The sequence below is a fragment of the Shewanella marina JCM 15074 genome (assembly GCF_000614975.1).
Classification (GTDB): Bacteria; Pseudomonadota; Gammaproteobacteria; order Enterobacterales; family Shewanellaceae; genus Shewanella; species Shewanella marina.
The window spans coordinates 1-12,925 of sequence record NZ_BALM01000046.1 but is presented as its reverse complement, the minus strand read 5'-3'; the positions used below and the strand labels follow the sequence as shown (position 1 = coordinate 12,925).

The window sequence follows — 12,925 nt, the reverse complement described above, 5'->3', positions numbered from 1 at the left end:
TATTGCTAAAGCAACCGTTAATGCACCACCTGAAATACCAGCAAAGAACAGGTAAACTGCGATTGGCCAAGGCCAAGCAACCCCTTCTGACAGGCCTAACGTAAACTCAATAGAACCGTCCATGTTTATACTCCTAGTTTCACTACAGGAATGTATCGTAAGCTAGGCTCAGTACCGAAGTGTGGCTTAACACGCACTGAGTCTTTCACTGCTAATAACTTGCTAACAAAAGAGTTAGGATCGTTAGCATCACCAAACACAAGTGCATCATATTTACATTGCTGCACACATGCAGGTAACTCACCTTTTGCTAGTTTTGAGTTCAAGCAGAAGTCACAGTTATCAGCCACATCGGTTTCAGTGTTAATGAAACGTGCATTGTATGGGCAAGCGCCGATGCAGTACTTACAACCTGCGCACTTACCAGCATCCATCGTCACGATACCCGTCTTAGGATCACGCATTGCTGCGCCAGTTGGGCAAACCGTTACACAAGGTGCATTCTTACACTGCTGACAAGAAACACGGACGAACTTACGCTCACAGCCACAGCCAGTCGTTTTGCCACAATGTGGACAAGGTTGACCTTCTACTGCACCTGATTGCTGCTCCATCAATACGCGAGACTGACCAGCGGGTAGATTGTTCGCCTTATTACAGGCAGTTTTACAATCACCACAACCCACACATTTGTTCTGATCAAATACCATCACATAATGCGGCTTGTTAGGATCGTTTTTGTCTTCTTTTACAGAAGAGCACCCAAGCGGTGCTAGCAGTAACGGGGCAGCTCCAGCACACTTAAGGAACCTCCGTCTCTCTAGATTTTCACTCACAACATCCTCCATCTATCGGTTTTACCGATGTTTTTATTTATTTAGTGAAGCATTTACCATCAATAAACGAAACCAACCACCATGGTTAATACTTGCTTTCGTCTAATTTTTGTTGTGCCTTGTTAATGGCATTGTTAATGGAATCTCGATTAAATGGCTGACTATTATTGGTTAACAGTTGTTGCCAATTAGTGATTGCTTTTTGATAGTTGCCATTTAAATAAGCATCTGTTGCGAGCAACAAACGGGTTTGCAATTCGTTCGTTTGTAAAGCTAGAGCTTTGGCAATGACAACCGATGTTTCAGGGCTAATCACTCTGTCATCACGGTAATACATTGAGGTTGCTTGCATACCGAGCAATTCGGCATCATCACCTTTTAGCAATAGCAGCTGGGTGAGCGTTTGTACTGATTCAGCGTACATACCACCTGCGGCATAAGACTCAGCCAAATTTAGTAACGCAAATTCATCCTCAGGATTACTATTAACAACCTGACGTCCCTTGGTGATATCAGCAGCAACTAAATAATCAATCTGCTCATTAACACGACCTGTATCCCAATCGCTGAAACGGCCGCATAAGGCATAAATCGCCAAGCTTAAAGTGACTAGCGCAATCACCATCAAGCTTGGGTATAAACGGTTGGTATAATTCATCGGTAAGCAAGGCTTAGTGTTACTTGCAAATGGGCTTAATTCGCCTTCAGCCGTACATAATTGACTGTTATTACACAGGCTGATGTACTTTTGATGATGCCATATAATCAAGCCAACAAAGCTTGATAAACTGACAGCAATACCGATGACTAAACTGCTCATAAAACGCCTTACTTACCTTATATATCGATTAAATTAACGGTTACTTATGACCCGTTAGCTGCATAGCATCAATGGTCTTCTGTAGCTCTGGGTTACCTGGCTGCTCGACATTCACAAGCTCAATATCGAATACCAGCGTTGACTGTGGTGGAATTGCACCAGCGCCTTCTACGCCATAAGCTAATCCAGCCGGAATAGTTAAGCGGTAAGTCGAGCCTTGTGGCATCAACTTAAGACCTTCCTGCCAACCTTCAATAACCGTCATTAAAGCAAAACGTGCAGGACGATTTTGGGTATAAGTGCTTTCGAATTCAGTACCATCAAGCAATTTACCGACATAGTTCACTGTGACTACATCTTCAGCTTTAGGGATTGGGCCATTGCCTTTGGTTAACACTTCATACTGCAAACCTGATTCCATCACTACAACGCCATCTTTTTTAGCGTTTTTAGCTAAGAATGCTTTACCGTCTTCAATATTTTTCTGCACCATGGCAGTAATTTGTGCTTCGCGCTTTTCATTCAGTAACTCACCGCGCTTATTCAGGTAATCAACGACCTGCTCTTCGGTTAATTTACTGGTATCTTTTAAGGCATCAACAAAGCCTTCGATCATGACATCCATGTTAATTGCAGCGCCCATCTCTGTTTGAGAATAGAGCTGATTAGATAAGTAGTTACCGACTGAAGCGCCGACACTGTAAGACTCTTTGTCTAATTCTGTTTTAAGCTCTGCTGCCATTACATTGGCAGAAAATAGGAAGGCGATAGAGCTTGCAAGTGCTAATTTTTTGGCTGTCATTTTCATCATTTTCTCTCAATCTACAATTAGTGGTTCATCATGTAACATACTGAATAACAAAAGAGTTATAACTTCTCAGTGGGACGACCAGACATACGCCAGCCATAAATACCATCAGGCATTTGCATTACGTTGGTATAACCTAACTTCATCACTTCACGAGCCGCCATATTGCTCACTGTGCATAGACGATTAGCGCAGTAAAACACCATCTTGGCGTCTTTGTTCTTAGGTAACAGTTCTTTCCAGTTCTTAACATTGAAGAACACCGCACCTGGAATAGCTCCCTCAGCCCAAAGTTCTAGCGTGTTAACATCATAGAATTGCACATCATCTTTGCCGACAAACTGATCAGCTTCTAACATTGAAATCTGGCGTAATTGCTGCTCATGCTGAGGCGCTAGAGTAAGCTCTCCGCCTGCGCCCGCCGCTGCATAACCACTTGGTAAAATCAGTGCTAAAGCAAACATGCAATGTTGGATTGTTTTTTTCATTTTTTTCCCTGTATACCTCGGTATCCGAAGATACCGAGGCGATATGTAATAACCTAAATTAGGCGATTACTTTTTAGCAGTTAACGCACCGTCGATGATTGCTTGAGCTTGAGTTACATAAGCTAGAGCAGCATCAATACGTTTTGCGGTGTAACGTGGACCGTGAACACCCCAAGAGCCGTCAGCTTCTAGTAGGTCTAAAGTTTCCTGTGCTTTTTCAGTTAGCATGTAAACTTCAGCCTTCTGTGCAGCGTCTAACTTAGTCACTTCTAGTAACTGGTCGATACGCTCAACAGCAGCAACAACTTCAGCGTAAGTAGCCTTGATAGGCTTCTGCCACTTCTGAACTTCACCGTAGATTTCCATCTGGTCTTCGTAGTGCATGCCTACTTCTAGCTCAGATTGGAATGGGCTATGACAGCCTTTGTTTTCTACAACGTCGATATCAGATGGAGATGTACGAGCACATGACCACATTAAGTCTAAGTAGTGGTGACCGTTTTCATCTTTAGCTACAGACCAGCCCTTAACAGCTGCATCACGTGGCTTGCCAGCAGGTGGGTTCAACATCTTACGCTCAGGGTCAACATCAATCTTCCAGATGTGACTACGACGTACTGCGTCGAAACCAGCCATGTCAGGGAACTGCATACCAGTGAAGTTCTCACAAGAACCTGTGTTAGGCATGTGACATGATTGACATGTTTGCTCGCTGTGAGTCGCACTGTTTTCAGCAATTAATGTCTGTGCAGCGTGACAGTCAGTACAGTCTTTACGGATTGCAGGCTTAGTGAAACCAGACTTCCAATCGTTAGCTGTTACTTCGTGTGGATCGTGACATGTAGAACAACGCATGCCCTTATCGTAGTGAGCAGATGCGAATAGCTGAGAACCTTCAGTACCACAAGATGGGCAAGAAGACTTCATCTTCACGTTGAATGCGTACTCTAACTTCTCTTTACCTTCGTCAGTGTTCGCTAAGTCTTCAACGAAGTTGAAACGCTGGTGACAACGTTCACAGTTAGAAGGCATACCACCGCCGATACCGCCATCTAAGTGACCGCCAGCGCCGTGACACTCTTCACAAGCAATACCCTTAGAGATAGTGTGCTCTTGCAGTTTCTTTGGATCGCCAAGTGCGTCAAAGAACTCTTCTTTGTTCTTAAAGTCAAACTTAAAGGTATGACAGATTTCACAGTAAGATGCTGCAGGCTGGAATAAGAATTCCTTCTCATACTTAGCACCGTACGAGCTCATGCCCCACTGGTGTGAACCAGAAGCACCGATACCCGCCATGTCTGTTGGGAAATCAGGATAATCTTTTGAATTTCTTTAGCTTTCTCAGGGGTTAACCACTCAGCCCAACCACGAGAGAACTGGTTAGCACCAGCTACCATGTGACCAGTGCCATCACGTAGTAAACCGTCACGAATATGGTAAGTACCACGTACTAACCAAGCATCGATCATGCCGTACTTAGTACGAGGCGTACCAACTGTTGCATAGATCATGTCTGGTGTTACACCATCAGGCAGGATAGAAGTATCCTTAGTGGCGTACATGGTTTTTTCGATATCGTTATCTACTTCTGGATGGTCACCAGGGAAACGAATAGTTTTAGAGTGACGTGAACGCTTCCACTTTTCGTATTGAGCCGCGTGACATTCACCACACTTCTCTGGACCTACGAACTTGTTTGGATAGTCAAGAATAGACTTCTCGCCTAAACGATACTGGATCGCCATTGGGCGTTCTTCACCATGTAGTGCGTTACTGTGCTTAGAGTAAGCTAAACTGCTACCTTGCTCTAAGTACTCTTCACCACGGTCAGAAATCTTATAGGTACCGATTAAGCGACCTTCTTCGTGGTACTTAAATACTGGATGGTTTTGGAACAGATAATCGAAAAGTTCTTTCTCTTGCACGATATAATCTTGCAGAGTCTTAACACCACGACTTTCTTCTGTTAGATCTGGGTTAGCCATAATCTTCTGGGCAGTTGCACCCATTTGTTCATTACCATAGCCTGGTTTTTCAGCGGCCATAGCAGATGACATGCCGGCGGCTCCCAGACAAAACAATACGCTTAGCGCTGTTTTGCTTTTCCATCGTTTCATCATTCACTCCTAATTACTATTAGTATTATATTTTCACTAAGCTGAACTGTTCACCAAACCACACAAACAATTAAGCAGTAAGCGTATTTTTCATAATGCCAATAAAAAAAACAGGAACTAATCCACAAAAAGAAATTCATGATTATTTTTGATTTATAAAAATATAAAATAACCTATAAAAACAGCTAGTTATAATAAGTCGTATTAATATTTTTTATATCTAAATTCACAACTTTTATATATAAAAAAACATAAAAAACAATGTTGAAAATAAGTTTTCACAAAAACTAATAAAGCGAAGTCAATAACTATCGACACAGTCACATTTATATTTTGGCAAATAAATTACCCTAAACAAATCTTGTGGAAATATAATTTAATAAAATCTAATTAATATTAAATAATTAAGATCACACTTTATATTATCGATATTTAATTAGTCACAGATTTAAATATAAATTTAATACAAGTCACATTTTAAATAAAATTGAGTGATATGCGACTTTATATCTTCTATACGCATTTCATAATTTAAGGCTACCCCATGATCCCAGAACTTGGACTACTCTTCCTTATTATTAGTACTGTACTTGCACTACTATTAGCATTAGTCCCATTAATAGCTACCGCAAAGCGTAATCCATACTTACTCAGTTACAGTAAGCCACTGGCATTATGGGTGCCGCTAGCATTATGTTTATCTGTTGCTTGTTTGGTGTACAGTTTTGTTGTAAACGACTTTTCCGTGGCCTATGTTGCCAACCATTCAAATACACAGCTTGCTATTTGGTATAAAGTCGCTGCAGTTTGGGGAAGCCATGAAGCTCCATGTTATTTTGGGTAACATCAATGGCCGTTTGGGGTGGCTATATTGCCGTTAGGCATATAAAAGAAGAACCTCAATTTATTAGCCATTGTTGCGCCATATTGGCGATGGTGATTTTGGGCTTTAACCTATTTATGCTATTTACCTCAAATCCATTTGCACGCATGTTGCCGGATATTCCAATTGAAGGCCGTGACCTTAACCCAATCTTACAAGACATTGGCCTCATCTTTCATCCACCTATGTTATTTTTAGGTTATGTTGGCTTAACGGTATGCTTTGCTGCTGCTATTGCAGTGCTATTAGCGGGTAATTTTTCAGAGAAGTATGCCAAGTTACTCAGACCATGGGCTATTTTAGCGTGGGTCTTCTTAACCGGTGGCAATGCGTTCGGCTCGTGGTGGGCTTATAACGAATTAGGCTGGGGCGGATGGTGGTTCTGGGATCCAGTTGAAAATGCTTCATTTATTCCATGGCTAGTCGCCACCGCCATGTTGCATTCAATTATAATGACGCTAAAGGCCATAGCTTTAAAGTCACCACCCTGTTTTTATGTTTACTGGCATTCTCACTAAGCTTACTTGGTACCTTCTTAGTGCGCTCAGGTATTGTGCAATCTGTACATGCTTTTGCAGCAGATCCGACTCGTGGTATGTCAGTATTATTCTTACTAGCCGTCTTTGTTGGCGGTGCCATGACCCTATTTGCACTGAAAGGTGAGCAGATAAAATCTGAATTAGATATGCATCTTAAGAGTAAAGATAGCTTATTGATTGCAGGTAACATCGTATTAGTGATTGCCGCACTATCTGTCTTACTCGGTACTTTCTACCCACTCATTTATGACCTAATGGGATTAGGAACACTATCAGTAGGCGCACCTTACTTTAACAGTATGTTTGTACCATTAGCCTTTATCGTCTTTATACTGATGGGTGCAGGTCCGCTGATTAGTTGGAAACAAAGCAAGCCTGGTCAATGGCAACCCATTATATGTGCCTTTGTCATTAGCGCATTAATTGCAGGTCTTATTATTTGGCTGACTCAAGTAACCTTTGAGTTATCGCTACTACTAGGATTCTGGGGCGCAAGCTATATCATCTTAACTATTTGCTACTATATCTTCCTCCATATAAAACAGCATAAGGCCTTTAAACGTCAGCAAATAGGCATGTTAATTGCCCATTTTGGCGTAGCAATTTCAGTGATTGGCGCTACCTGTGTTTCTCATTATGAAGAACAAGCGTTACTACGCATGGGACCGGGTCAAGGCAAACCATTAGCAGGCTATATTTTTGTTTATGATAGTACCGTAAACGTTACTGAAACGGCATTTACTGCCATTCAGGCCAATATCCAAGTACTTGATGAAAACGAACAATTACTGACGACACTAACCCCACAAAGACAGACCTTTAAAACCAACGGTATGGAGATGTCGCAGGCATCAATTGATCGTAATTTAATGCGTGATTTATACGTATCGAAAGGTCAACAACTGAGTGATACCGAATATTTGATCCGTATCAGCTATAAACCGTTCGCCTGTTTTATTTGGTTAGGTGCGCTATGGATGATGTTTGGTGCATTACTCAATATTTTACCTATGCCAATTAGGCAACAGCAAAAGCAAACATCAGCAGTGCCTACGCCAATACAGGAGCGAACTGCATGAGATTGATATTAATTACCCTGCTCTTTATCAGCCAATTGAGCCACGCAACTGGTATTCAATATACCGATGCTGAAGTAAAAGCACTCGGCTTTGAAATCGCCAAAGAGCTACGCTGTCCAAAATCAGTGAATCAGAATCTATTTGATTCACAAGCGCCTATTGCCAATGAGCTAAAAGGGCAAATCTTTTTAATGCTAGAAGAAGGTAAATCTAAACAAACCATTATTGACTTTATGGTCGAACGCTATGGCGACAAAATTAACTATCAACCAGAAGTTAATGCCAGTACAGCCCTACTGTGGTTTGGACCAGGTTTGATGCTTGTTATCGCCTTAGTCATCGCCTTTTTAGTATTAAATAATCAAATAAAACAAAAACGTTTACGAGCCAAGGTGGAAAAATAACATGAAAAAAACGCTATTAGCCTCTTTACTGATGCTGGGAGTGGGTTTTACTGCAACAGTACAAGCCAGTGGTCACATGCCAAAAGTCTATGCGACGGGTGAAGCACTACCTAAACCGATGCAAATGACAGGCTTTAGTGAACTCACCTATGCCCGTAAAGTACCTGATATCACCATGCTGACGGTAGATAATAAAGAAGTGAAACTCAGTGACTATAAGGGTAAGTTACTGATGATCAACCTATGGGCAACTTGGTGTCCGCCATGTGTGCAAGAGATCCCAGGCCTAGAAAAGTTTAAAGCCGCAAACACCAATAGCGATATTTCAATTGTGTCATTATCAATTGACCAAGATCCTGAAAATGTACAACCCTTTCTAGATAAGCATGGCTTTACTGAATTTGAGACCTTATTAGATCCAACAGGCCAAATGGAAAAAGTGATGCCAACTAACGTGGTTCCAGCAACTTATATGTTTGATGGAGCAGGTAACCTAGTGGGCTTTGTAAGAGGTTTTATGCACTGGGATGATAAAACCGTACAACCTTTTATGGATACTTTAATTCAGAAGTATGCAGACAAAAGCTAGTCATCAAAAAAATGCTCGCACTCGCGAGCATTTTTTTAGCACATTAAAGCGGATAAAATTGATATAAATAATCAGCACCCAGTGCAACAAATAGCGCCATTCCAGCCCAATTGTTATTTAAGAAAGCTTTAAAGCAAGGTTGCCTTTCTCTATCAGCAATAAGCTTTTGTTGATATAAACCAAAACCAATAAAAGTTAACAACCCCAGAGCATAGACTAAACCACGTTCAGCAGCCCAGCCAGCTTGAATAAAGCAAAATAATGCCGCTAATTGGAATAACGCGATAATTTGGCGATCATAACGACCAAATAAAATCGCCGTTGATTTAATGCCAACTTTTAAATCATCATCACGATCAACCATGGCATACATGGTGTCATAGGCGATAGTCCAGCACCAGTTAGCAGCAAATAACCACCAAGCGGTCACTGGTACTTGGCCAGTTTCAGCCGCATAAGCCATCGGAATTGACCAACTCCAAACAACCCCAAGAAACATCTGCGGCATATTGGTAAAACGTTTAGTAAACGGATAAATAATCGTCAGGATAATGCCAACTACTGATAACTTCACCACTAACGGGTTAAGCAGTAATACTAAACTAAAAGCAAAAAGTCCCAACAATACAAATAATAATAAAGCTTCTTTGCTGGTCACTTCACCACTTGCTAATGGACGCATTTTAGTACGCTCAACATGGGCATCTAATTTGCGATCCGCAAAATCGTTAATAATGCAACCACAAGCGCGCATAACAAATACACCCACAATAAAGATCAGTAACACTTTAATATCAGGCATACCATCGGCGGCAAGTACAAGCGCCATTAAACAAGGCCACATAAGTAATAAAGTACCTATGGGCCGATCAATACGAGCTAGACGCGTATAAGCATCTAATTTATCCCTTAAATTCATATTGTTAGTCTCTCCTGAGACAAAATAAAACCATGCTTGTTACATTTTATACCCAAACCAGCTGCGGTTGCCACTTTCAGCTTTAGGTCACTTAGCTATATTACACTGCCTCAAGCCGCGCATAAGAGACCACAAGCCACTTACTGCCATAATCAATAAAGCTCACCTGCACTCGAGCCTGCGGACCACTGCCTTCAAAATTGGTGATATTACCTTCACCAAATTTAGGATGCAGTACCCGTTGACCAACCTTAAAGCCTGTATCATTAAATGCAGATTGTGACTGCGCAAAACGAGGACTTACGCTCGCCTTACTCACCTGAGTTTTTAAGCGGATCTCCTCAACAAACTGAGTCGGGATCTCTTTAATAAAGCGTGAAGGACGAGCAAAATTCTCACGACCATAGATACGACGAGATTCCGCATAGCAAACATAAAGCTTTTGCATTGCACGAGTCATCCCCACATAACAAAGACGACGCTCTTCATCTAAGCGATCCCCTTCATCGATCGCCATTTGGCTTGGAAAAATCCCCTCTTCTACACCAGCCATAAATACCACTGGGAATTCAAGACCTTTAGCTGAATGCAAGGTCATTAACTGTACTGCATCAGTATGTGCGTCAGCTTGGCCTTCACCCGCCTCAAGCGCAGCATGAGATAAAAAGGCATTTAACTCGCCCATATCTTCCAACTCTTCAGGCATCTCAAAAGTACGAGCCGCAGTCACTAATTCTTCTAAGTTTTCAATACGTGATTGAGCTTTCTCACCCTTTTCGGCTTGATACATGGCTTTCAAACCCGACTGATGAATCACATGATCAGCAGCGCGATGCAACGGCATCTCATCGGTGTCTTGACGCATGGTTACAATCAAATCCATAAAGCCACGCACCGCATTAGCCGCTCGACCAGCCAACACTTTTTCATCAAGTAGACGTAAGCAAGATTGCCATAGCGTCAACTCTTGCTGCCGTGCCGTTGTGCGTAAAATATCTAAAGTACGACCGCCAATACCACGAGCCGGTGTATTCACAACCCGCTCAAAAGCAGCATCATCATCTTTATTGGCGATCAAGCGCAGATAGCCCATCGCATCTTTAATTTCTTGGCGCTCGAAGAAGCGTAAACCACCATATATACGATATGAAAGTCCCTTGTGTAGTAATGCTTCTTCTAACACACGTGATTGAGCATTTGATCGATATAAGATCGCACAATCAGATAAGGTACCGCCTTTATCCTGCCAGTCAGCAATACGACCCACAATAAAGCGCGCTTCATCCATTTCATTAAACGCACAATAGATCGAGATAGGCTCGCCATCTTTATCTTCGGTCCATAGCTTTTTACCCATACGACCAGGATTATTAGCAATTAACTCATTCGATGCATTTAGAATATTGGCAGTAGAACGATAATTTTGCTCCAATCGTATCGTTTGTGCAGTCGGAAAGTCCCCTAAAAATTTATGCAGGTTTTCAATCTGTGCGCCGCGCCAACCATAGATCGACTGATCATCATCACCAACGATCATTACATGGGCACTGCTACCAGCTAACACTCGGATCCATGCATATTGGATCGCGTTAGTATCTTGAAACTCGTCGACCAATATATTTTTAAATCGATCTTGATAATGCGCCAAAATATGCGGTTTATTGAGTAATAACTCATGAGCACGCAGTAAGATCTCAGCAAAATCGACCAAGCCAGCGCGATCGCAAGAATCCTGATACACCTGATATAACTGTAATAAATTCATCTCAAGTGGATAGCCGCCAGCATCAATATGCTTAGGTCTTAACCCTTGATCCTTTTTACCGTTAATATAGTTTTGCACCATACGCGGTGGATACTGCTTTTCATCAAGATTAAGCATTTTAACGATCCGCTTGATCAAACGCATTTGATCGTCAGAATCTAAAATTTGAAAACTCTGTGGTAGATTGGCATCTTGAAAGTGAGTACGAAGCAAACGGTGAGCTAAGCCATGGAAAGTACCAATCCACATACGCCCCATAGAGCTACCCGCGATTTTTTCGACGCGTTCACGCATTTCAGAGGCAGCCTTATTAGTAAAGGTTACTGCCAAAATAGAATATGGACTCTGTTGCTCGACCTGCATCAACCAAGCAATACGATGTGTTAATACACGTGTTTTACCACTACCCGCACCGGCGAGTACTAACATGCTTGATTGCGGTGCTGCAACAGCTTCACGCTGTTTATCATTCAGGCCGTCTAATAAAAAAGATACGTCCATTATTGCCTCCGAAAAATTCGATAACGCATTATAACAGGGGCAAACACTATCTGATATGTTGAATGATGTATGAATAAATAATCACTTATAGCACAACAGCCAAGATTAAATATTGCTCATAAGCAAACTCTTTCGTTGCTTAGTCAGGTAAGCAAGTACTAGTATAAAATACCAACCTAATAGGGCACACTCATGAAGCTTATCTCGGCCTTTAAAGCGTATATAAATGATTATTTTCCAACGTTAGAAATCAAATATATCCATGCGCTGCTTGCGCTTTTAGTTATCGTACAAATCATCAATAGCAACTTTGTTCATATGAGTCATACAGGGCAAATAGAGCAATCAAGTATTGGATTTTTGTGGCTGCATATCATCCTTGGCATCATGACTGTAATAACAACAATTGGCATCATTAGATATATGCTAGTTAAACAATCTTTTAAACAATTCTTCCCTTATCTTTACGGCGATAATCACGTATTAAAAGACGATATAAAACAACTACAACAAGGTCATTTACCGCAACCTCGCGACCAAGGTATAGCTAATATCGTGCAAGGCTTAGGCGTAGCTGCATTAATCATCATCGAAGTATCTGCATTAATTTGGTTAGTGCTATGGTTAAGCCATTCGGCATACGCCAATGATTTTAGGGAACTTCATAAAACCCTTACCGGTTTGATAGAAATCTACCTGATTGCCCATGGCGGCATGGCCATTTTGCATTTTTATATTGAGCGTAAAAAATACATTAAATAGAAATATTCATAATGGTCAACAGCACAAGCTAGTGAAGCTAGGCATGATATATCTAGAGAAGACTATATCTTGTTATAGTCATCAGAGATAAATAGTGCGAAGTAAAAAAGCCACCTTATTCAGGTGGCTTCTTTGTACCAATCTAAATAAATATAAGATCAGTTTGTTTTACAGATTGGTATTAATAGGCGCTTTTATGCCCTTTGGGTATGGCAATGGCCTACTCTTTTATCCCAGAGCACTTGTGCTCGCTTTAAGGGACACATGGGGGTGACAATAGGGTGCTTAATAAGCGAAGCTTATTGCCCTAGTGGAACGCGAAGCAACTTGTTGCGAAGCGGGAGATCCGCTTAGCGCGGGGCGACATCGGGGGTAGGTATGCAATACCTACATTAAGTCGATAAGCCACCTATAA

Annotated in this window: 10 protein-coding genes and 2 pseudogenes; 4 read left to right on the top strand and 8 right to left on the bottom strand. The window is 41.6% G+C overall.

Translation table 11 applies throughout. From position 1 onward, the window contains the following. From nrfD to JCM15074_RS23225, 6 genes and pseudogenes are all read right to left on the bottom strand, one after another. Window positions 1-123 (bottom strand): NrfD/PsrC family molybdoenzyme membrane anchor subunit (gene nrfD, locus JCM15074_RS24295; protein WP_159105320.1); only part of this gene is annotated, 123 nt, incomplete at its 3' end. A gap of 2 nt (window positions 124-125) precedes the next feature. Then, complete coding sequence (locus JCM15074_RS19660; RefSeq protein ID WP_025823609.1) at window positions 126-836, bottom strand: 4Fe-4S dicluster domain-containing protein; 711 nt, start codon at window positions 834-836, stop codon at window positions 126-128. 85 nt (window positions 837-921) lie between these two features. Then, the gene (locus tag JCM15074_RS19655) at window positions 922-1,656 is read right to left on the bottom strand and encodes a tetratricopeptide repeat protein (RefSeq protein ID WP_025823607.1); all 735 of its coding nucleotides are present in this window, start codon (window positions 1,654-1,656) and stop codon (window positions 922-924) included. A 40-nt stretch (window positions 1,657-1,696) separates the two neighbouring features. Then, entirely contained in the window at window positions 1,697-2,467 is a 771-nt protein-coding gene (locus JCM15074_RS19650) for an FKBP-type peptidyl-prolyl cis-trans isomerase (protein WP_148300851.1), read from the bottom strand. 56 nt (window positions 2,468-2,523) lie between these two features. Continuing rightward, window positions 2,524-2,952: a rhodanese-like domain-containing protein gene (locus JCM15074_RS19645; protein WP_025823603.1), complete on the bottom strand. Its 429-nt coding sequence runs from the start codon at window positions 2,950-2,952 to the stop codon at window positions 2,524-2,526. Between the two features lie 66 nt (window positions 2,953-3,018). Then, window positions 3,019-5,069 (bottom strand): annotated as a pseudogene (locus tag JCM15074_RS23225) (multiheme c-type cytochrome). Window positions 5,070-5,613: 544 nt separating this feature from the next. Between JCM15074_RS23225 and JCM15074_RS23220 the strand changes: the two are divergent. From JCM15074_RS23220 to JCM15074_RS19625, 3 genes and pseudogenes are all read left to right on the top strand, one after another. Then, a pseudogene (locus JCM15074_RS23220) lies at window positions 5,614-7,570 on the top strand (heme lyase CcmF/NrfE family subunit). Continuing rightward, on the top strand, window positions 7,567-7,974 hold the full coding sequence (locus tag JCM15074_RS19630; protein ID WP_025823601.1) for a cytochrome c-type biogenesis protein: 408 nt from the start codon (window positions 7,567-7,569) through the stop codon (window positions 7,972-7,974). The pseudogene JCM15074_RS23220 and the gene JCM15074_RS19630 overlap by 4 nt, the downstream one beginning before the upstream one ends. Window position 7,975: 1 nt before the next feature. Beyond that, window positions 7,976-8,563, top strand: a complete 588-nt coding sequence (locus JCM15074_RS19625) for a TlpA family protein disulfide reductase (RefSeq protein WP_025823599.1) — start codon at window positions 7,976-7,978, stop codon at window positions 8,561-8,563. Between the two features lie 43 nt (window positions 8,564-8,606). On the opposite strand, the gene ubiA is transcribed toward JCM15074_RS19625, so the two are convergent. Next, window positions 8,607-9,482, bottom strand: a complete 876-nt coding sequence (gene ubiA, locus JCM15074_RS19620) for a 4-hydroxybenzoate octaprenyltransferase (protein ID WP_025823597.1) — start codon at window positions 9,480-9,482, stop codon at window positions 8,607-8,609. 100 nt (window positions 9,483-9,582) lie between these two features. Next, window positions 9,583-11,748 carry a DNA helicase II gene (gene uvrD / locus JCM15074_RS19615; RefSeq protein ID WP_025823595.1) on the bottom strand — a complete coding sequence of 722 codons (2,166 nt, stop codon included), beginning with the start codon at window positions 11,746-11,748 and terminating at the stop codon, window positions 9,583-9,585. 192 nt (window positions 11,749-11,940) lie between these two features. On the opposite strand from uvrD, the gene JCM15074_RS23215 reads away from it, so the two are divergent. Next, window positions 11,941-12,510, top strand: coding sequence for a cytochrome b/b6 domain-containing protein (locus JCM15074_RS23215; RefSeq protein ID WP_037470084.1), 570 nt, complete (start codon window positions 11,941-11,943; stop codon window positions 12,508-12,510). Window positions 12,511-12,925 lie beyond the last annotated feature (415 nt).

What these genes read in the sequence shown, in the direction of transcription:
- JCM15074_RS19655 (WP_025823607.1), bottom strand. Translation starts at nt 1,656, where the DNA reads ATGAGCAGTTTAGTCATCGGTATTGCTGTCAGTTTATCAAGCTTTGTT.
- JCM15074_RS19650 (WP_148300851.1), bottom strand. Translation starts at nt 2,467, where the DNA reads ATGATGAAAATGACAGCCAAAAAATTAGCACTTGCAAGCTCTATCGCC.
- JCM15074_RS19645 (WP_025823603.1), bottom strand. Translation starts at nt 2,952, where the DNA reads ATGAAAAAAACAATCCAACATTGCATGTTTGCTTTAGCACTGATTTTA.
- JCM15074_RS19630 (WP_025823601.1), top strand. Translation starts at nt 7,567, where the DNA reads ATGAGATTGATATTAATTACCCTGCTCTTTATCAGCCAATTGAGCCAC.
- JCM15074_RS19625 (WP_025823599.1), top strand. Translation starts at nt 7,976, where the DNA reads ATGAAAAAAACGCTATTAGCCTCTTTACTGATGCTGGGAGTGGGTTTT.
- ubiA (WP_025823597.1), bottom strand. Translation starts at nt 9,482, where the DNA reads ATGAATTTAAGGGATAAATTAGATGCTTATACGCGTCTAGCTCGTATT.
- uvrD (WP_025823595.1), bottom strand. Translation starts at nt 11,748, where the DNA reads ATGGACGTATCTTTTTTATTAGACGGCCTGAATGATAAACAGCGTGAA.
- JCM15074_RS23215 (WP_037470084.1), top strand. Translation starts at nt 11,941, where the DNA reads ATGAAGCTTATCTCGGCCTTTAAAGCGTATATAAATGATTATTTTCCA.